Genomic DNA, 20356 nt, shown 5'->3' on the forward strand with positions numbered 1-20356 from the left:
AAAAATGGATTTTCAGCTCGTGCTGTTCCAGCAGGAGTGTCGCTCCTTCCACGTCAATCAACTAGTATAGACGACAAATAAAATATTTCGTCTCCCTTTTCAATATAAAGGCCTCGCAATAGTAGAGTAATACTGCTTTAGAGTTGAGTTAATAGAAACGTTTGATTTTCGCGGAGAATGGCGACTCCAACGGGATGAGCTTGAGCTGAAAGCCCCCCAGGAATGAAGTGATGAGGAGATTGAAGCCAAGCCCGTGGAACGCGTCACTCGTAGCGAAAATCAAACGCAGTTTTTGTTTAGTAATACTCATTAATTTAAATTCTCAGCTATACCGGACATGGTGCTTTTTAGGGAACAGCATTTTTGCATTCACAGTAGAATGGCGAAGAGCGTCGATTTCTACTTTTGGACTGCAGCCTTGTGTTTCCGTCATATTTTCATGTTATATTAGTTATTGCTATATAAGCTCTTATGGTAGAATAGGTTAGATGTTGAGTGAACGGAGGAATAGCTGTGTATAAATATTATGGATTGGCCGCTTTTGTGATTATTTTAGATCAATGGACAAAATGGCTAATTGTGAAAAATATGGAGTTTGGTGAGCGTATTTCCGTATGGGATCCATGGTTTGGCATTTTATCTCATCGTAATAGAGGTGCAGCATGGGGAATGCTTGAGGGGCAAATGTGGTTATTTTCTATTGTAACAATAGGCGTTATTTGTGCCATCATTTACTTTTATCACAAAGAAGCAAAGGGCAAGCCTCTTTTTCAAGTGGGTTTAATGCTTTTATTGGGCGGTGCCATTGGTAACTTTATTGACCGTTTATTTAGAGGAGAAGTAGTAGATTTTGTCGACGTATTAATCCCTATTATGAATTACGATTTCCCGATTTTTAATATTGCGGATGCAGCATTAACAATTGCCGTTGTCGTATTAATGATTGGTTTAATCGCCGAAGATAAAAAAGAAAAGAAACAGGTGAAACAATGACGCAAGTATCTTATACAATCGAAGAACAACAGCAAGGAGAGCGCATTGACAAAGCGATTTCAAGTATACAGACTGAGTGGTCTCGTACACAAATTAGCAATTGGATTACAGAAGGAATTGTCAAAGTAAATGGTGAGACAGTTAAAGCGAAATATAAGGTGAAAGCAGGCGATGTTGTAGAAATCATCGTGCCAGAAGCAGAGCCATTAGATGTAATTGCTGAAAACCTAGCACTTGACATTGTTTATGAGGACGCGGATGTGCTCGTTGTCAACAAACCAAAGGGGATGGTTGTCCATCCAGCACCTGGTCATATGGCAGGTACACTTGTAAATGGTTTAATGTATCACTGTAAAGATTTATCGGGCATTAATGGTATTTTACGCCCAGGTATTGTACACCGTATCGATAAAGATACATCAGGTTTACTAATGGTAGCGAAAAATGATGTTGCACACGAATCATTAGTCGATCAACTTGTTAATAAAACAGTAACGCGTAAATATACAGCTCTTGTTCATGGACATATCGCACATGATAAAGGGACAATTGACGCACCGATTGGTCGTGACCAAAAGGATCGTCAAAAACAAGCAGTTGTTGATAAAGGGAAACATGCGGTAACACACTTCCAAGTGATTGAACGCTTCGGTGAATACACACTAGTAGAGTGTCGTCTTGAAACGGGACGTACACACCAAATTCGCGTGCATATGAATTATATAGGATTCCCTCTTGTTGGTGATCCAAAATATGGACCGAGAAAGACAATTGATTTTGGTGGACAAGTATTACATGCAGGAGTTTTAGGATTCAATCATCCTACAACAGGCGAATATATGGAGTTTGAAGCACCACTTCCTGTTGATTATGTAGAATTATTAGATGAATTACGAAATAAGGATTGACGAATATTTAAAGAAGGTCTATACTAACGAAAGTGAATGAACGACTTTAACTTAATATTCACCTTTAATGGCAGTCCAGAGAGGCTGAGAAGGTACATGTGAACGTGTTGTGAAATTTTGCGCTGCAAATTTTTCCGACATGCTATTTAAACACGTACTCAACCCTCTCAGGCTATTCGCCTCGAGAGGTTTTTTTATGCCGTTGTAATGATGCTTTACGACTTAGGAAGCATCACGTAAATTCGATTGTGCTACAGCTTTCCAGAGTAATACTCTAATAAAAGTTGCGCATAATGGACAACACTGAAATTAGATTCAAGAGAGGAGGACAAAAGATGTCAAAAAATGAGCTATTAGATGGGCCATCGATGACAAGAGCATTAACACGTATTGCACATGAAATTATTGAACGTAATAAAGGCATTGATGAATGTATTTTAGTCGGTATAAAAACGCGCGGTGCCTTTCTAGCGAGACGCTTAGCGGAGCGTATCGAAAAAATAGAAGGAAAAGCTATTCGTACAGGGGAGCTAGACATTACTCTTTACCGAGATGATTTATCGACAAAGCATGAAAATGAGCAGGCACATGTCGAGCAAGTGGATATCAATTATGTTGTTGCCAATCAAAAAATTATTCTAGTCGATGATGTACTATATACAGGTCGTACAGTCCGTGCTGCATTAGATGCCATAATGGATTTAGGAAGACCAGCACAAATTCAACTGGCAGTGTTGATAGATCGAGGGCACCGAGAGCTACCAATTCGAGCTGACTACGTTGGAAAAAATGTACCGACATCGGGCACAGAGCGCATCGTTGTCAATTTAACTGAAGTCGATGGTGAAGATTGCGTCATTATTTATAAAGAAGACTAACTATAAAGTGAGGAAATGTTATGTCAAAGGCAGTATTAGATGTAAATGACAAACCGACCCCAGTCCAATTGGTGACATTAAGTTTCCAACATATGTTTGCCATGTTTGGGTCAACGATTTTAGTACCACAGCTTGTAGGCCTTAGCCCTGCAATCGCCCTTCTAACAAGCGGAATTGCAACATTGTTCTTCCTATTAATAACGAAGTTTCAAGTACCAGCATATTTAGGTTCATCGTTTGCCTTTATCGCACCGATTTTACTTGCCGCAGGCGGTTTAGATGACAATGGCTTAAGTGTCAACCCAGGTAACGCCATGATAGGGGCAATGGCCGTCGGTGTAACCTACGGCATTGTGTCACTCATCATTTGGAAGAGCGGCTATAAATGGATTATGAAAATCCTTCCGCCAATCGTAGTAGGGCCGGTTATTATGGTCATCGGCCTTGGCTTATCAGGAACAGCAGTAGGCATGGCAATGAATGTTGATGGGGAATATAACTTACTGCATTTCTCAGCAGCACTTGTCACACTATTTACGGCAATTATTTTTACAATCTTCTTTAAGGGGATTTTAAGTACGATGCCGATTTTAATCGGCCTAATCGTTGGCTATGTTTACTCGATTTTTATCGGTATCGTCAACTTCGAACCGATTAAAGAAGCAAAGATGTTTGCAATACCACATTTCATCATTCCTGGTGTAGATTATGACTTTACAATTACATCTACGATTTTACTAGCGATGGTACCGATTGTCATTGTGACAATTTCAGAGCATATCGGTCACCAGCTCGTGCTTGGAAAAGTAGTGAATCGAGATTATATTAAAGAACCAGGCTTACATCGTTCATTACTAGGTGATGGCTTTGGGACATTAGTTAGTGCATTCATTGGTGGTCCACCAAAAACAACGTACGGTGAAAATATCGGTGTTCTTGCTATCACACGAGTTTACAGTGTGTATGTAATAGCAGGAGCGGCAGTAGTGGCGATTTTCCTGTCATTCTTCGGGAAAGCAATGGCAGTAATCGCAACAATTCCAACAGCTGTTCTTGGCGGAGTTTCCATTCTACTGTTCGGTATCATCGCTTCAAGCGGTCTCCGTATGCTAGTAGATAATCATATCGACTTTGGTAACAGCCGCAATCTAGTGATTGCCTCTGTTATTCTAGTAATAGGTATCGGCGGTGCGAAATTTATCGTCACAGAATCACTAAGTTTAGAAGGTATGGCGTTAGCAGCGATTATCGGAGTTGTGCTAAATGCGGTTTTACCAGGTAAAAAAGAAGCCGATATACCAGTACCTTACAATCAAAATAATAATTCATAGTAGTACCTTTTAATGAATTGTCCAGAGAGGCAAAAAAAGGGAAGTTGTGGACAAGCAATAAGTAAGCATCCGGCTTACTATAGTTTGTTACGCCTCCTTATGCCTCGCTGATGACATCAGCGGGGCTTTTACATTATTTAGACACTTAAATAATGAAGAACGTCATACATAGACGTTCATGACACACAATCTAATGGAGGTACATGATGAAGAACTTATTATCAATGGAACATTTAACAACCGAAGAAATTAGCAGCATTTTACATCGTGCGCAGGCTTTTGAAAATGGCGAAACATCATCGTTATCTCGTGCTTACAACGTTGCAAACTTATTTTTTGAACCGAGTACTCGAACGAAAACAAGTTTTGAGATGGCAGAGCGGAAAGTTGGCTGCACTGTAATCCCGTTTGACGCAAGCTTTTCAAGTGTGACAAAGGGTGAAACAATGTACGATACAGTCAAAACATTAGAGATGATAGGCATAGATGCGGTCGTTATCCGAGCACAAGAAGATGAATATTATAACGAGCTACTAGAAGGCATTAATGTTGCGGTTATAAACGCAGGAGATGGCGCTGGTCAACATCCATCACAATCATTGCTGGATCTGTACACGATAAAAAAAGAGTTTGGTTCTTTTGAAGGGTTAAATATCACAATCGCTGGGGATATATCTCATAGTCGTGTTGCAAAATCAAATGCTTCGGCGTTACAACGACTAGGAGCAAATGTACATTTTCTTTGCCCAGAAGAATGGGCAGGGGATTTTAAAGCACATCATTCTTGGGAAGATTTAATCGAAATAAGCGATGTCATTATGTTACTTCGTGTACAACATGAACGTCATAAGGTAAATAGAAGCTTCTCAAAAGAAAGCTATCATGAAGAGTACGGATTGACAGTGGAACGTGAGAAGAAAATGAAGGAAAAAGCAATTATTATGCATCCAGCGCCAGTTAACCGTGATGTAGAAATTGCATCAGAGCTAGTCGAAAGCGAACGTTCTCGAATTTTTGAGCAAGTTCGCAATGGTGTGTATACACGCATGGCAATTATTGAAACGATTTTACAAGGGAGAGAATAACATGACAAAAGTACTTCAAAATGTACAAATGTTAAATGAACAAGGTGAACTGCATACAGTGAATATCGCCATGGTAGATGGCAAAATTACTGCCATTGGACAAGAGGTCAATGTAGCTGGTGCGGAAATTATCGAAGGAAACGGTTTAGTTGTTGCTCCAGGCTTTGTAGATGTGCACACACATTTACGAGAGCCAGGTTTTGAACATAAAGAAACAATTGCCACAGGCTCTGCATCTGCAGCGAAAGGTGGTTTTACAACGATTTGTGCAATGCCGAATACGAAACCAGTGCCTGACACTGTAGAAAACATGCAACTAATTAACGGCCTTATTCAAGAAAGCGCAGTGATTCGTGTATTGCCATATGGTTCATTAACGCAAGACATTTCAGGTGAAGTTCGTACGGATATCGCGGAGTTAAAAGCACATGGTGCTGTAGCATTCTCAGACGATGGTGTAGGAATTCAATTAGCCTCCACGATGTATGAACAAATGCAGGATGCGGCAAAGCATAACATGGTTGTTGTAGCACACTGTGAAGATAATTCATTAATTTATGATGGTGTCATGCATGAAGGCAAGCGCAATAAAGAATTAGGACTACCGGGTATTCCTTCTATTTGTGAATCTGTTCAAATTGCGCGCGATGTTCTTCTCGCAGAAGCTGCGGGCGCACGCTACCATGTGTGCCACGTATCAACAAAAGAATCGGTGCGTGCAGTACGTGACGCAAAAGCAGCAGGTATTCGGGTCACTGCAGAAGTTTGTCCACACCATTTATTACTTGAAGAGATGGATATTCCATCCGATGATGCTAACTGGAAAATGAACCCACCATTACGCGGTGCAGACGATAAAGATTCTCTACACGCAGCACTACTTGATGGCACAATCGACTGCATCGCAACAGATCATGCGCCACATACAATAGAAGAAAAATGTTGTGGTATGGTTGGCGCACCGTTCGGCATCGTCGGCTTTGAAACAGCATTCCCACTGTTGTATACACAGTTTGTTGAAACAGGGAAATGGACTTTAAAGCAATTGATTGATTGGATGACTGTGAAAGCAGCACAAATTTTCGACTTACCATATGGAACGTTACAAGTAGGTGCATCAGCTGACATGGTTTTAATTGATGTAAAGAAAGAACAAACAATTGATGCAGAAGGTTTTGTATCAAAAGGTCGCAATACACCTTTCAATGGTTGGATTGCAAAAGGTTGGCCAGTAGTAACAATTTTTGAAGGTAATATCGTATACCAGGAGGCAGAGTAATGAAAAAACGTTTACTTATTTTAGAAGATGGCACAGTATTTACAGGCACAGCGTTCGGTAGCGAGCGAGCTTCACAAGGCGAGGTCGTATTCACAACAGGGATGACAGGATATCAAGAAACGATTTCAGACCCTTCATTCTACGGACAAATCGTAACGTTAACATACCCACTTATCGGTAACTACGGTATTAACCGTGATGATTTCGAATCAATCACACCTGCAATTCGTGGATTTGTAGTCCGCGAACTAGCAAAAACACCGTCAAACTTCAGATGTGATTTAACAGTTGATGAATATTTAACATCAAAGGATATCCCAGGGATTGAAGGGATTGATACTCGAAAATTAACACGCATTATTCGTAGCAAAGGATCTGTTAAAGCAATTTTAACAGCGGCTGACGAAGAAGTGAATGTAGAAGAAATCGTCGCAAAACTACAGGCTACACCAGCAATTACGCATCATGTTCGCGAAGTAACGCCAAAGGCTGCTTATCCATCACCAGGCCGTGGCAAACGAGTAGTATTAATTGACTACGGTATGAAGCATGGTATTCTCCGTGAATTAAATAAACGTGATTGTGATGTACTAGTTGTACCTTACAATACACCAGCAGCAGAAATTTTAGCATGGCATCCTGATGGCATTATGCTGTCAAACGGTCCAGGGAATCCTGAAGACGTTGCAGAAGGTATCGAAACGGTACGCAATTTAATCGGAAAAGTGCCAATGTTCGGTATTTGCTTAGGCCACCAAATCTTCTCATTAGCGAGTGGCGCGAAGTCATTTAAATTACCATTCGGTCACCGCGGAGGTAACCACCCGGTTAAAGATTTACGCACAGGTCGTACAGACTTAACATCTCAAAATCATGGCTATGCAATCGATATTGAGTCTTTAAAAGATACAGATTTAGAATTAACACATGTCGCATTAAATGATGGTACTTGTGAAGGTGTACGTCATAAGAAATATCCGATTTTCACAGTACAATATCACCCAGAAGCATCACCAGGACCAGAGGATTCAAACCACTTATTTGATGAATTCATTGAAATGATGGAAGCAGAAGCAGGGAAGGGGAAACAACATGCCTAAACGTACAGATATAGAAACTATTTTAGTAATCGGGTCTGGCCCAATCGTCATCGGACAAGCAGCAGAATTTGACTATGCAGGAACACAAGCTTGTCTTTCATTAAAAGAAGAAGGCTACCGCGTTATTTTAATAAACTCAAACCCTGCAACAATTATGACAGATACTGAAATTGCAGACAAAGTTTACATTGAGCCAATCACACTAGAATTTGTATCACGCATTTTACGTAAAGAACGTCCAGATGCAATCCTACCAACACTAGGTGGTCAAACAGGTTTAAATATGGCCATTGAGTTAGACAACTCAGGTATTTTAAATGAACTAAATATCGAAATTCTTGGTACGAAACTAGATGCTATCCATAAAGCAGAAGACCGTGATTTATTCCGTAACTTAATGTACGAACTAGGTGCACCAGTACCGGAATCAGACATTATTCATAACTTAGATGAAGCGAAAAACTTTGTCGCAAAAATCGGTTATCCAGTAATCGTTCGTCCTGCATTCACACTTGGAGGTACAGGCGGCGGTATTTGCTATAACGACCAAGACCTAGAAGAAATCGTCACATCAGGTTTAAAATATTCGCCAGTTACACAATGTTTACTTGAAAAATCAATCGCTGGTTTGAAAGAGATTGAATATGAAGTAATGCGTGATGCAGCTGACAATGCGATCGTTGTTTGTAACATGGAAAATGTTGACCCAGTAGGGATTCATACAGGTGACTCAATCGTAGTAGCACCAACACAAACACTTTCTGACCGCGAAAATCAAATGTTACGTAATATCTCATTAGATATTATTCGCGCACTAAAAATTGAAGGTGGCTGTAACGTACAGTTAGCCCTTGATCCATATAGCTTCAACTACTATGTAATCGAAGTAAACCCACGTGTATCACGCTCATCTGCATTAGCGTCAAAAGCAACGGGCTACCCAATCGCGAAGCTGGCAGCAAAAATTGCAGTAGGCTTAACGTTAGATGAAATTAAAAATCCAGTGACAGGTTCAACGTATGCTTGCTTCGAACCAGCACTAGACTATATCGTAGCAAAAATTCCACGCTGGCCATTCGATAAGTTCGAATCTGCAAAACGTAACCTAGGCACACAAATGAAGGCAACAGGGGAAGTAATGGCGCTTGGTCGTACGTTCGAGGAAGCAATGCTAAAAGCTGTACGTTCTCTTGAAACAGGTCAAGTTCATCTAGAGCTGAAACATGCTGAAGATAACTCTGATTCTTGGATTGAAAAACGCATCCGTAAAGCGGGCGATGAACGCTTATTCTTCATCGGAGAAGCATTGCGTCGCGGTGTAACAATTGAACAAATTCATGAATGGTCTGCAATCGACTTATTCTTCTTAAATAAATTCAAAAACATTGTAGATATGGAGCAAACACTTGCTGACCATAAAAACGATAAAGAAGTATTACGTACTGCAAAACGTCTAGGCTTTGCGGATAAAAAAATTGCTGAGCTTTGGGATACAACGCAAGAAGCAATCTATGCATACCGTAAAGAAAACGGCATTATCCCTGTCTATAAAATGGTGGACACATGTGCGGCAGAGTTCGAATCAGAAACACCTTATTTCTACGGCACTTATGAGGAAGAAAATGAGTCAATCAAGTCTGAAAAACCATCTGTTATCGTATTAGGCTCAGGTCCAATCCGTATCGGTCAAGGGGTAGAGTTCGATTACGCTACAGTTCACTCAGTTTGGGCTATCCAAGAAGCAGGCTATGAAGCAATCATTATTAACTCAAACCCAGAAACAGTATCAACAGATTTCTCGATTTCAGATAAGTTATACTTCGAGCCATTAACGATCGAAGACGTAATGCACATTATCGATTTAGAACAACCAATTGGCGTAGTTGTTCAATTCGGTGGTCAAACAGCTATTAACCTAGCTGATAAATTAGCTGTAAATGGTGTGAAAATTTTAGGTACATCGCTAGAAGACATCGATCGTGCTGAAAACCGTGATAAATTTGAACAAGCTTTACATGCATTAGACATTCCACAGCCTCCAGGTGAAACTGCGGTATCAACAGAAGAAGCACTTGTGATTGGTAAACGTCTAGGCTTCCCAGTGCTAGTACGCCCTTCATATGTTCTTGGTGGACGAGCGATGGAAATTGTTTATAACGAGGAAGAATTACAACATTACATGGAGAACGCTGTTGAGGCTTCACCTGATCACCCAGTTTTAGTAGACCGTTACTTAACGGGTCAAGAAATTGAGGTAGATGCGATTTGTGACGGTGAAAATGTTTTAATCCCAGGTATTATGGAACATATCGAACGTGCAGGGGTACACTCTGGTGACTCGATTTCTGTATACCCACCACAAAAATTAACACAAACGCAAAAAGATACTTTAGTCGATTACACGACTCGTCTAGCAAAAGGACTTGGCATCATCGGCTTAATGAATATCCAATATGTAATTTCGCAAGGTGAAGTGTATGTGATTGAGGTTAACCCCCGCTCATCTCGTACAGTACCGTTCTTAAGTAAAATTACGAACATACCAATGGCAAACATTGCAACGAAAGCGATTCTTGGTAAATCAATCGTAGAGCAAGGATATCCAACTGGCTTAGCTGCAGAGCAAAAAGGTGTGTTTGTTAAAGTACCCGTATTCTCATTCGCAAAATTACGCCGTGTGGACATCACATTAGGACCTGAAATGAAATCAACAGGGGAAGTAATGGGTAAGGATGCCACATTAGAAAAAGCCCTATACAAAGGCTTAGTTGCAGCTGGTATGGAAATTCGTACAGAAGGCACAGTATTATTCACTGTATCTGATAAGGATAAAGAAGAAGCAATTGCACTTGCAAAACGCTTTTCAACAGTTGGCTACCGCATTGTAGCGACAGAAGGGACAGCACAAGCATTTGAAGCAGCTGGCGTTCGTACAGATGTAGTAGGGAAAATCGGTGCAAAAGGACAAACGTTACTAGACTTAATTCAAAATGGTGAAGCTCAGTTAGTAGTCAACACATTAACAAAAGGTAAGCAACCAGCGCGTGATGGATTCCGAATTCGTCGTGAGTCTGTAGAAAATGGCGTACCTTGCTTAACATCATTAGATACAGCAGAAGCAATGCTTCGTGTAATTGAATCAATGACATTTACAGCAGAACAAATGCCGAAAGCGGAGGTAGTACATTAATATGATTCGTCAAGAGAAAATGACGGTCGTCTCTCAAAAGCAAATTGCGACAAACATTTTCGAATTGACACTACATGGTGAACTGGTTCAGGATATGACTCCTGGCCAGTTTGTCCATGTAAAGGTGTCAGATTCATTGGAGCCGCTTTTACGTCGACCTATTAGTATTGCAAACATAGATAAAGACAATAGTGAATTTACAATGATTTATCGTGCGGAAGGTCGAGGAACGCAAGTGTTAGCGACAAATCGTGAAGGACAGTTAGTCAATGTCCTTGGCCCAATTGGTAATGGCTTCCCAGTCGATGCAGTAAAGACGGGTGGGACGGCATTGTTAGTTGGTGGCGGCATCGGTGTACCACCTTTACATGAACTATCAAAACAGCTTAATGCTCGTGGTGTGAAAACAATCCATGTATTAGGCTTCCAAACAGAAGATGTTTGCTTCTATGAGGATGAGTTTAGTGCACTTGGTGAAACACATTACGTAACTGTAGATGGATCGAAAGGAACGAAGGGCTTTGTAACAAACGTGTTAGAAACGTGTGCGCCGGAGTTTGATGTGTTCTATTCTTGTGGACCTCTACCGATGCTAAAAGCGTTAGAAGGCTTCTACCCAGAAAAAGAAGGCTATTTATCGTTTGAAGAGCGCATGGGTTGTGGCATTGGCGCTTGCTTTGCATGTGTGTGCAAGACAACCGATCAAATTGAAAAAGACTATGTCAAAGTATGCTCTGACGGTCCAGTATTTCCGAAAGGTACGGTGGCATTATGAGTCGTTTAAATATCCAAATACCTGGCTTAGAATTAAAAAATCCAATTATGCCAGCTTCAGGTTGCTTTGGCTTTGGCCGTGAATATGCTCAGCTGTACGATTTATCGAAGCTTGGCGCTATTATGATTAAAGCAACAACAGTGGAAACAAGACCTGGCAATCCAACACCACGTGTAGCGGAAACAGCAGCAGGGATGCTAAATGCCATTGGCTTACAAAATCCTGGTATTGAAAAAGTAATGAATGAAGAATTAAAGTTTTTAGAAGGCTATGATGTGCCAATTATCGCTAATGTAGCTGGTACTGAAACTGCAGATTACGTAGAAGTTGCACGTCGCATCTCTGCAGCACCAAATGTAAAAGCGCTAGAACTGAATATTTCTTGCCCGAACGTAAAATGTGGAGGCATTCAATTCGGTACAGACCCAGCAACAGCACGAGAGCTCGTTGCAGCAGTAAAAGCTGTTTCTGAAGTCCCTGTTTACGTGAAATTATCACCAAATGTTACGAATATCGTAGAAATCGCTCAAGCAGTTGAAGCTGGTGGAGCAGATGGAATTACGATGATTAACACATTAATTGGCATGCGTTTGCATGAACGTACAGGTAAACCAGTAATTGCTAATGGTACAGGGGGCTTGTCAGGCCCTGCAGTAAAACCAGTTGCCATTCGTATGGTATATGAGGTATATAAAGCGGTCAATATTCCGATTATTGGAATGGGCGGAGTGAGCGAAGCGCAAGATGTCATTGACTTTATGTCAGCAGGTGCATCAGCAGTCGCAGTTGGGACAGCCAATTTTGTAGACCATTTCGTTTGTCCGAACATCATTGAGGAGTTGCCAGCAAAGCTTGACGCATTAGGCGTAGAGCATATTACGGACATAATCGGAAGGAGCCATCGTTAATGAATACAAAACCAATATTAGCACTTGATTTCCCTGGTGAAGCGGAAGTTTTCAAGTTTTTAGCACATTTTCAAGAGCCTCTTTTCGTAAAGATTGGTATGGAGCTTTATATGCAGGAAGGTCCTGATATTGTACGTAAAGTGAAGGATTTAGGACATGATATTTTCCTAGATTTAAAGCTACATGATATTCCAAATACTGTTGGCTCAGCGATGAAGGGCTTAGCTAAATTAGGAGTAGATTTAGTCAATGTACATGCAGCAGGCGGGCGTCCAATGATGGAAGCTGCACTTGAAGGCCTAGAAGCGGGTACACCAGCGGGTCGAGAGCGTGCAGCATTGATTGCTGTGACACAACTAACATCTACTACTGAAGCGCAAATGCAAGCAGAGCAAAAAATCGCATTAACATTACAAGAATCTGTATTACATTATGCTAGCTTAACTAAACAAGCAGGCTTGAATGGTGTTGTCTGCTCAGTTCATGAAGCACAGGCAATCGCTGAAGTGTGCGGTGAGAACTTCTTACGTGTCACACCAGGTATTCGTTTAGCTGGTGGTGATGCACACGATCAAAAACGCATCGCTACGCCAGATGGCGCAAAACGTGATGGGTCTTCATTAATCGTAGTAGGGCGTGCCGTAACAGGTGCCCAAGATCCAGTAGCAGCATATAAAATCGTAAGTGAATTATGGGAGGCAACAAAATGACATTACAAAACGAAATCGCACACGCTATGCTTAAAGTTGGCGCAGTCGAATTAAACCCAACAGATCTTTTCACATGGGCATCGGGCATTCAATCACCGATTTACTGTGATACACGTTTAACTATTTCAGATCCAGTTATCCGTAAGCAATTGGCAAACGGCTTAGCAAAAATTATTAAAGAAAATTTTGAAGGTACAGAAATTGTAGCTGGTACTGCTACAGCAGGTATTCCACATGCTGCATGGGTAAGCGATATTTTAGACTTACCAATGGTGTACGTACGTTCAAAAGCAAAAGAGCATGGTCGTGGAAATCAAATTGAAGGAAAATACGCAGCGGGGCAAAAAGTCGTTGTAGTAGAAGATATTGTGTCAACAGGTGGTTCTTCGATTACAGCAGTAGAAGCTTTACGTGCAGCGGGGTGTGAGGTACTAGGTGTTGTTTGTGTCTACACATATAATTTACCACGTGCTGAGCAAGCATTTGAAGAAGCTGGCATTCAATATGTATCTTTAACAAACTTTGATTATTTAATTGAAGCTGCAAACGAATCAGGTGCTATTAAAGAAGAAGATATTCCATTCTTAAAAGACTGGCATGCAAAACTTAAAGCTGGAGCACTATAGGGGTAAGAAATAAGAAAAATTAATAAAAAACGATCATGGTTAAATTAGCCAATGATCGTTTTTTTTTATGAAGATGTACGTTTAGAAAAATTTATAAAAAAATAGTTTTTTACTGTAGCAAAAAGTGCTTTTTGATGTTAATACTTTAAACCGAAAAATTATATAAATATAATTGTTGAATATTTAAAATAAACAGAAATATCGAATTGTTCCTATAATCTTCAAGTTTACCAAATAAAAGAATGAATTAAGAGAGAAGAACATGAAATACAGTGTAGAATATTAGTATATTTAAATAATAAATAATTGATGGATAATAGAAAAAATAAGAAGGGAAGCAAATATCTGTTTAAAAAGAATAGAAAAATTATATAATTTTTTGTAATAGTTGTATGGTTTTTTATGTATATAACATTATGAGAGTTGTAAAAAAACTCTTGATTAAATGCGTTATTTCTATATAAAATAGCAATATGAATAATTTTCAGATAATTCCATAAGTATATAGTTAGATGATTTTTTTATTTCTACTGTAAAAATTTTATTAATATGTTTTTAAATTGAACTATATAAAAACTAATAAATATTTGAGTAGAAATGATATTAAAATAAGTTTAATCAATTTTATATCCTTTTTTCTGAATATTGAATCAGAAAAGATTGTCATCGTAAGTTTTTACTACATATTTCTATTTAGAAAAAATACAAAAAGGTGTGATGATTGCAATGAATTTAATGCTTGAAGTGAAAAACCTTAAAACTGGTTTTGATATAGACGGAGATATATATCACGCGGTGGATAACGTTTCATTTTCCGTTAAGCCCGGCCAAATTGTAGGTATTGTAGGGGAGTCTGGTTGTGGGAAAAGTGTTATGTCACTGTCAATCATGCAGCTACTTCCTCAAGGGATTGGCAAAGTTACTGGTGGAGAAATAAAGTTCCAAGGAAAAAATATTGAAGGTTACAAAAGTGATGAGATGAATAAAATACGAGGAAAAGATATTAGTATGATCTTTCAAGAGCCTATGACATCTTTAAACCCAGTATTTACAATTGGTAATCAAATTGAAGAGATTTTATTAAACCATCTACCAATCTCGAAAACAGACGCAAGACAGCAATCAATTGAATTATTGAAGAGTGTAGGCATACCAAGACCGGATAAAATTGTCGACGAATACCCACATCAACTATCTGGGGGGATGCGACAAAGGGTCATGATTGCTATTGCCATCGCCTGTCATCCGAAGCTTTTAATTGCTGATGAACCTACTACTGCACTAGATGTAACTGTACAAGCACAAATACTTGAATTGCTGAGAAAAATTCAAGCGGAAAATGATATGTCCATTATATTGATTACGCATGATTTAGGTGTAGTGGCAGAAATGTGTGATGAAGTCATCATTATGTATGCTGGGAAAATTGTAGAGCGCACAAATGTGGACAATCTATTCTATAATCCAAAGCATCCGTATACGAAGCTATTAATGGCATCCATTCCACGCATTGATATCGAAGTTAGTGAGCTAACGACAATTCAAGGCATTGTGCCATCTTTAAAAAATATGCCGACAGTCGGCTGTCGATTTGCAGATAGATGTCCGTCGGTGAAACCAGAGTGTATTACGGTAACGCCTCAGCTTGTCCAAATCGGCGATGGCCATGAGGTTTCGTGCTTACTATATGAAGGTTCTATCCTAGAGAAAGTGTGAGGTAACAACATGACTGATACGACAATCAAACAACATAAAGAAACTTTGCTCGAAGTGAATAACTTAAAAACCTATTACCCTATTAAAGGTGGATTTCTTAAAAAAACAGTCGGACATGTGAAAGCTGTAGATAATATTTCATTTTCTATCAAAAATGGTGAAACATTGGGCTTAGTTGGTGAGTCAGGATGCGGAAAATCAACAACCGGCCGTACAATTATTAGATTGTTAGATTCTACAGAAGGACAAATCGTGTTTGATGGACAGGATATTACGAAAATACAAGGCAAATCATTAAGAGAAATAAGAAAAGATATCCAAATGGTATTCCAAGATCCTTATGCATCATTAAATCCAATGCAGATGGTAGGCAGTATCGTAGCTGAGCCTATTATGAATTTCCATAACAAAACGCTGAATTCTTTAAAAGATGAAGTCATTGAATTATTAAGAAAAGTAGGGTTGCCTAAGGACGCATATTACAAATATGCACATGAATTTTCAGGTGGTCAACGTCAACGAATTGGTATTGCAAGAGCACTAGCGCTTAAACCAAAGCTCATTATTGCCGATGAACCAGTTTCTGCCTTAGATGTTTCCGTACAATCTCAAGTTTTAAATCTACTAAAAGAGTTACAGGATGAGTTTGATTTAACCTTTTTATTCATTGCGCATGACTTAAGCGTTGTAAAACATATGAGTGATCGCATCGGCGTTATGTATTTAGGCAATATTGTTGAAATTGCAAACAAGGTAAGCATATATGATGAACCATTGCATCCATATACACAAGCACTCATTTCAGCAATACCTGTGCCAGATCCTCGTAAAAAAAGCAATCGTATTGTTTTACAGGGTGATGTACCGAGCCCTGCTAATCCTCCGCAAGGATGCCCATTCCATCCAAGATGCCCGAAGGCTATGATGGAATGTTCCTTAACTAAACCAGTATTAAAGGAGGTGAAGCCAGATCATAAAGTTGCTTGCCACTTATATTAAAAATGGCAAGAAAAAAAAGGAAAAAATGCTTTTCAAAATAAAAAATTAACGGGGGGAAAAAAATGAAAAAGACTAAAACATTATGGTCACTTTTACTAATGCTCGTCATGGCACTGTTCCTAGCAGCATGTAATAATGATTCATCGACAACGGACAAAGATGCAGAAAAGGATAAGGAAACTCCAGTAGCTACAACGACTGATGCTAAAGCAGGTGGCGTTGCAACATTCGGTACTGACCAAGCGCCAGAGGGCGTATTTGACCCTGCCTTTGCAGGAAGTATTGTGGATGCATATATTCAAAACTTCTTAATGGATGGCGTTTATGATGTAAATGATGAGTTAGAATATATACCAAATCTTGCAAAATGGGATATTAGTGAAGATAAATTAACGTATACATTCAACTTTGAAAAAGGTGTGAAATGGCATAATGGTGAGGAATTAACAGGTGAAGACTGGGTATTTGCATTAGAAACTTTAGCAGATCCTGATTATGATGGTCCTCGTTTCAATTATGTTGAAGGTGTAAAAGGGGCAGAAGATAAAAAAGCAGGTAAAGCAGATAAAATTTCAGGAATTGAAGTTGTTGACCCTTACACAATTAAAGTTACATTTAAAGAAGTAAAAATTAATAATCTAGAAAGTATTTGGCAATACCCAATGCCGAAGAAACATTATGAAGGCATTGCAGTAAAAGATTTAAGTGAATCGAAGCAAGTGCGTGAAACGCCTGTAGGCAATGGACCGTTTAAGGTGAAAAAAGTTGTTGACGGCGAATATTCTGAATTAGAGCGTTTTGATGATTACTGGAAAGGGAAACCAGCGCTTGATGGTGTTATTGTAAAAGTAATTGACCCATCATTAGCTGCGGGTGCGTTCCAAAACGGAGAAATCGACATCATGGATATTAGACCACAATCTGTGAAAGAGCTTTCAGCATTAAGCAATGTACGTATCGAAGAAACGACTGGTGTAGGCTATTCTTATATCGGACTTCGTTTTGGTCATCGTGATAAAGCTACACTTAAAAATGTAGCAGATTTTGATAAATTCAATTCAAAAGAATTACGTCAGGCACTATTATATGCTCTTAACCGTCCAGCAATGATCGATGCTTTCTTAGAAGGAAAAGCTGAAGTTGCAAATACAGTTATTCCAGTTACTTTCTGGACTGCTGCAGATGCTTCAGATTTAAATGCATATGACTTTAATGTAGATAAAGCGAAAGAACTGTTAAAAACAGCAGGCTATGTTGATAAAGATGGCGATGGATTTGTTGAAGATCCACAAGGCCAACCATTTAAAATTTCATTTGGACACTATGCAGGACCAGCGGCATTTGAAGGTCGTTCACAAGCAATCATCCAATCTTGGAATGATATTGGTGTGAAAACTGAACTAGCAACAGGTAGTTTAGTAGAGTTTAACTTGTACAATGAGATGAAAGATAATGATGACGCTGCATTAGAGGCATTCTTCGGTTCTTGGAGTATGGGTTCTGATCCAGATCCATCTGGCCTATGGGCAAATGATGCAGAATGGAACTACGGTCGTTATGTAGATGAAGAAAACGACAAATTATTAAAAGAAGCGTTAAGCGAAGCTGCATTTGATAAAGACTACCGTAAAAAAGTTTATGTTGATTGGCAAAAATACTTCAACGAACAATTACCAGCACTTCCTTTATGGGAAAACCTAGATCTATATGGTATTAACAACCGACTACAAGGTGTTCATATTAACGCTGTTGGTTTCCAAACAGACGTTTATAAATGGCATATTGTCGAGTAAGTTAATGCCTAAAAAAGGCTGAGAAACCTACTATTATCGGGCTCTTATAGGAGCCTGATAGTAGTAAATTATAATTGATAAGGGGACGTCACATGCTTCAATACACACTTCGAAGATTACTCGGCATGATTCCATTGTTACTCCTTATTTCGTTAGTTGTGTTCTTCTTAGCAAAAATGATGCCAGGAGATCCATTTGCGGGAGAAATTGATCCATCAAATACAAACCCACAATACATCGAGGAAATGAGAGAGAAGTTAGGCTATAATGATCCAATTATCGTGCAATATGGAAGATGGATGTCTAATTTTGTACAAGGGGATTTTGGCAAATCAACGGTTTATAAAAAACCTGCAGTAGAAGTAATTGCACAACGAATTCCGAATACATTATTTTTAGCAGTAACTTCTTTAATTTTGACGTATATTTTTGCTTTTTTCATGGGCATGTATGCAGGGAGAAAACCATATACATTAGGCGATAATTTAATAGCTTCGTACAATTATTTGGCTTTAGCGATTCCATCATTTGTCGCTGGTATTGTAGCCATCTATGTGTTCTCTTTCCAACTAGGGTGGTTCCCATTCAATGGCTCAGTTGGCGTAGGGCTTCAAGAAGGAACGTTTGCTTACTACCTAAGTAGGGTTCATCATGTGTTATTGCCTTCACTTGTATTAGGATTAATGGGAACGGCTTCCTATACGCAATTTTTACGAAACGATATTATTGAAAACAGCAGAAAAGATTTCGTCCGTACAGCGAGAGCAAAAGGAACAAAGGAATCAAAAATTTACAACAAGCATATTTTAAGAAATTCGATTATTCCGATTATTACTTTTCTTGGTTTTGACATCGCTACATTAATTAGTGGTGCAGTAATAACAGAAACCATCTTTACTTATCCCGGAATAGGCGCACTGTTCTTAGATTCCGTTGGTAGAAGAGATTATGCGGTCATGATGTCGATAACTATGTTACTTTCGTTCTTAACACTTTTTGGGAATTTAGTAGCCGATTTATTGTATGGTATAGTAGATCCGCGAATTAGACTAGATTAGGGAGGGGAAATATGTGGAGATTATAACAAAACAAGAAGCGTCTGCATCAAAAACACTGAATAAAAGCCCCTCTCCATGGGTGATAGCGAGAAGAAAGTTCGTTAAAAATAAATTAGCTATGATAAGCCTTATTTTTTTACTAATCGTTATTATTCTATCGTTTTTAGCGCCATATATTACGACAAAAGATATAGTGCGTGTAGACTTTATGAAAATTAGCCAACCACCTTCAAGTGAGAATTGGCTTGGAACCGATACAAATGGCCGTGATGTATTTACACGAATGCTTTATGCTGGTAAATCTTCTTTAACGGTTGGTATAGGATGTATGTTTTTCATAGTTTTAATTGGGACAACTATAGGGTCTATTTCAGGATATTTTGGTGGCAAGATCGATCAAATTTTAATGCGTTTCACTGACTTTGTACTAATGTTCCCATTATTAGTATTTGTTATCGTGCTAAATACGATTCTAGTTGGTAAAGTATCGGGCTTATGGACGTTAATCATTGTCATTTCCGTATTAAGCTGGGGTAGTGTTGCCCGCGTTGTACGAAGTCGCATTCTTGCAGAAAAAGAAAATGAGTACATTTTAGCTGCACAGTCAATCGGCTGTAAATCATCGAAAATCATTATGAAACATTTATTACCGAACGTCGCTTCTACAATCATTGTACAAGCTACATTATTAATGGCGGTAACAATTGTAATAGAGTCGGCGTTAAGCTTCTTAAACTTCGGTGTGCCAGCAGATACGCCAAGCTGGGGAAATATGCTAGCAGAGGCTAGAAACTCAGATGTGTTAAGAGATAAAATTTGGATATGGATTCCACCAGCAACAGCAATTACATTAGTAATTTTATCGATTAATTTTATCGGTGAAGGACTAAAAGATGCAATGAATCCAAAATCAAGAAGATAATGTTGGTAAATAAATGGCACCTATCAAAGTAAACTTTACTTTGATAGGTGCCATTTGCTATTGATGTCGAGCGAGGAGTGATTCC

17 protein-coding genes are annotated in these 20356 nt (G+C 39.1%); all 17 read left to right on the forward strand.

Annotated features, from left to right (window positions below):
• Positions 1-513 precede the first annotated feature (513 nt).
• The 17 genes from lspA (at position 514) to opp4C (ending at position 20271) form a co-directional block, all read left to right on the forward strand.
• A complete protein-coding gene (gene lspA, locus ACIQXJ_RS01370; protein ID WP_340825968.1) occupies positions 514-993 on the forward strand; it encodes a signal peptidase II in 480 nt (159 codons plus the stop codon).
• A complete protein-coding gene (locus ACIQXJ_RS01375) occupies positions 990-1901 on the forward strand; it encodes an RluA family pseudouridine synthase (RefSeq protein WP_403048802.1) in 912 nt (303 codons plus the stop codon). Before lspA ends, ACIQXJ_RS01375 begins: the two co-directional genes overlap by 4 nt.
• A gap of 335 nt (positions 1902-2236) precedes the next feature.
• Positions 2237-2779: a bifunctional pyr operon transcriptional regulator/uracil phosphoribosyltransferase PyrR gene (gene pyrR, locus ACIQXJ_RS01380; RefSeq protein ID WP_340825966.1), complete on the forward strand. Its 543-nt coding sequence runs from the start codon at positions 2237-2239 to the stop codon at positions 2777-2779.
• Between the two features lie 20 nt (positions 2780-2799).
• A complete protein-coding gene (locus tag ACIQXJ_RS01385) occupies positions 2800-4110 on the forward strand; it encodes a solute carrier family 23 protein (RefSeq protein ID WP_403048805.1) in 1311 nt (436 codons plus the stop codon).
• A gap of 206 nt (positions 4111-4316) precedes the next feature.
• The gene (locus ACIQXJ_RS01390; protein ID WP_403048808.1) at positions 4317-5195 is read left to right on the forward strand and encodes an aspartate carbamoyltransferase catalytic subunit; all 879 of its coding nucleotides are present in this window, start codon (positions 4317-4319) and stop codon (positions 5193-5195) included.
• A gap of 1 nt (position 5196) precedes the next feature.
• Complete coding sequence (locus ACIQXJ_RS01395) at positions 5197-6474, forward strand: dihydroorotase (protein ID WP_403048811.1); 1278 nt, start codon at positions 5197-5199, stop codon at positions 6472-6474.
• A complete protein-coding gene (carA, locus tag ACIQXJ_RS01400; protein WP_403048814.1) occupies positions 6474-7574 on the forward strand; it encodes a glutamine-hydrolyzing carbamoyl-phosphate synthase small subunit in 1101 nt (366 codons plus the stop codon). The genes ACIQXJ_RS01395 and carA overlap by 1 nt, the downstream gene beginning before the upstream one ends.
• The gene (carB, locus tag ACIQXJ_RS01405) at positions 7567-10764 is read left to right on the forward strand and encodes a carbamoyl-phosphate synthase large subunit (protein ID WP_403048817.1); all 3198 of its coding nucleotides are present in this window, start codon (positions 7567-7569) and stop codon (positions 10762-10764) included. The genes carA and carB overlap by 8 nt, the downstream gene beginning before the upstream one ends.
• A gap of 1 nt (position 10765) precedes the next feature.
• A complete protein-coding gene (locus tag ACIQXJ_RS01410; RefSeq protein ID WP_403048820.1) occupies positions 10766-11539 on the forward strand; it encodes a dihydroorotate dehydrogenase electron transfer subunit in 774 nt (257 codons plus the stop codon).
• Positions 11536-12447 (forward strand): dihydroorotate dehydrogenase, encoded by a 912-nt coding sequence (locus tag ACIQXJ_RS01415; RefSeq protein ID WP_403048823.1) that lies wholly within the window; start codon positions 11536-11538, stop codon positions 12445-12447. Before ACIQXJ_RS01410 ends, ACIQXJ_RS01415 begins: the two co-directional genes overlap by 4 nt.
• Positions 12447-13157 carry an orotidine-5'-phosphate decarboxylase gene (gene pyrF, locus ACIQXJ_RS01420; protein WP_340825954.1) on the forward strand — a complete coding sequence of 237 codons (711 nt, stop codon included), beginning with the start codon at positions 12447-12449 and terminating at the stop codon, positions 13155-13157. Before ACIQXJ_RS01415 ends, pyrF begins: the two co-directional genes overlap by 1 nt.
• Complete coding sequence (gene pyrE / locus ACIQXJ_RS01425; protein ID WP_401009535.1) at positions 13154-13783, forward strand: orotate phosphoribosyltransferase; 630 nt, start codon at positions 13154-13156, stop codon at positions 13781-13783. Before pyrF ends, pyrE begins: the two co-directional genes overlap by 4 nt.
• A gap of 717 nt (positions 13784-14500) precedes the next feature.
• Positions 14501-15499, forward strand: coding sequence for an ABC transporter ATP-binding protein (locus ACIQXJ_RS01430; RefSeq protein ID WP_403048826.1), 999 nt, complete (start codon positions 14501-14503; stop codon positions 15497-15499).
• A gap of 9 nt (positions 15500-15508) precedes the next feature.
• On the forward strand, positions 15509-16498 hold the full coding sequence (locus ACIQXJ_RS01435; RefSeq protein ID WP_403048829.1) for an ABC transporter ATP-binding protein: 990 nt from the start codon (positions 15509-15511) through the stop codon (positions 16496-16498).
• Between the two features lie 62 nt (positions 16499-16560).
• Positions 16561-18291, forward strand: coding sequence for an oligopeptide ABC transporter substrate-binding protein (gene opp4A, locus ACIQXJ_RS01440; RefSeq protein ID WP_403048832.1), 1731 nt, complete (start codon positions 16561-16563; stop codon positions 18289-18291).
• 92 nt (positions 18292-18383) lie between these two features.
• Positions 18384-19349: an oligopeptide ABC transporter permease gene (gene opp4B, locus ACIQXJ_RS01445; protein WP_401009531.1), complete on the forward strand. Its 966-nt coding sequence runs from the start codon at positions 18384-18386 to the stop codon at positions 19347-19349.
• A 13-nt stretch (positions 19350-19362) separates the two neighbouring features.
• Positions 19363-20271: an oligopeptide ABC transporter permease gene (gene opp4C, locus ACIQXJ_RS01450; RefSeq protein ID WP_401009530.1), complete on the forward strand. Its 909-nt coding sequence runs from the start codon at positions 19363-19365 to the stop codon at positions 20269-20271.
• The last annotated feature ends 85 nt before the right edge of the window (positions 20272-20356 follow it).

The organism is Lysinibacillus sp. NPDC097868 (genome assembly GCF_044761135.1).
Lineage (GTDB): Bacteria > Bacillota > Bacilli > Bacillales_A > Planococcaceae > Lysinibacillus.

Excerpts from the sequence above, each read along its gene's own strand:
- ACIQXJ_RS01375 (WP_403048802.1), top strand. The coding sequence starts at position 990 with ATGACGCAAGTATCTTATACAATCGAAGAACAACAGCAAGGAGAGCGC.
- pyrR (WP_340825966.1), top strand. The coding sequence starts at position 2,237 with ATGTCAAAAAATGAGCTATTAGATGGGCCATCGATGACAAGAGCATTA.
- ACIQXJ_RS01385 (WP_403048805.1), top strand. The coding sequence starts at position 2,800 with ATGTCAAAGGCAGTATTAGATGTAAATGACAAACCGACCCCAGTCCAA.
- ACIQXJ_RS01390 (WP_403048808.1), top strand. The coding sequence starts at position 4,317 with ATGAAGAACTTATTATCAATGGAACATTTAACAACCGAAGAAATTAGC.
- ACIQXJ_RS01395 (WP_403048811.1), top strand. The coding sequence starts at position 5,197 with ATGACAAAAGTACTTCAAAATGTACAAATGTTAAATGAACAAGGTGAA.
- carA (WP_403048814.1), top strand. The coding sequence starts at position 6,474 with ATGAAAAAACGTTTACTTATTTTAGAAGATGGCACAGTATTTACAGGC.
- carB (WP_403048817.1), top strand. The coding sequence starts at position 7,567 with ATGCCTAAACGTACAGATATAGAAACTATTTTAGTAATCGGGTCTGGC.
- ACIQXJ_RS01410 (WP_403048820.1), top strand. The coding sequence starts at position 10,766 with ATGATTCGTCAAGAGAAAATGACGGTCGTCTCTCAAAAGCAAATTGCG.
- ACIQXJ_RS01415 (WP_403048823.1), top strand. The coding sequence starts at position 11,536 with ATGAGTCGTTTAAATATCCAAATACCTGGCTTAGAATTAAAAAATCCA.
- pyrF (WP_340825954.1), top strand. The coding sequence starts at position 12,447 with ATGAATACAAAACCAATATTAGCACTTGATTTCCCTGGTGAAGCGGAA.
- pyrE (WP_401009535.1), top strand. The coding sequence starts at position 13,154 with ATGACATTACAAAACGAAATCGCACACGCTATGCTTAAAGTTGGCGCA.
- ACIQXJ_RS01430 (WP_403048826.1), top strand. The coding sequence starts at position 14,501 with ATGATTGCAATGAATTTAATGCTTGAAGTGAAAAACCTTAAAACTGGT.
- ACIQXJ_RS01435 (WP_403048829.1), top strand. The coding sequence starts at position 15,509 with ATGACTGATACGACAATCAAACAACATAAAGAAACTTTGCTCGAAGTG.
- opp4A (WP_403048832.1), top strand. The coding sequence starts at position 16,561 with ATGAAAAAGACTAAAACATTATGGTCACTTTTACTAATGCTCGTCATG.
- opp4B (WP_401009531.1), top strand. The coding sequence starts at position 18,384 with ATGCTTCAATACACACTTCGAAGATTACTCGGCATGATTCCATTGTTA.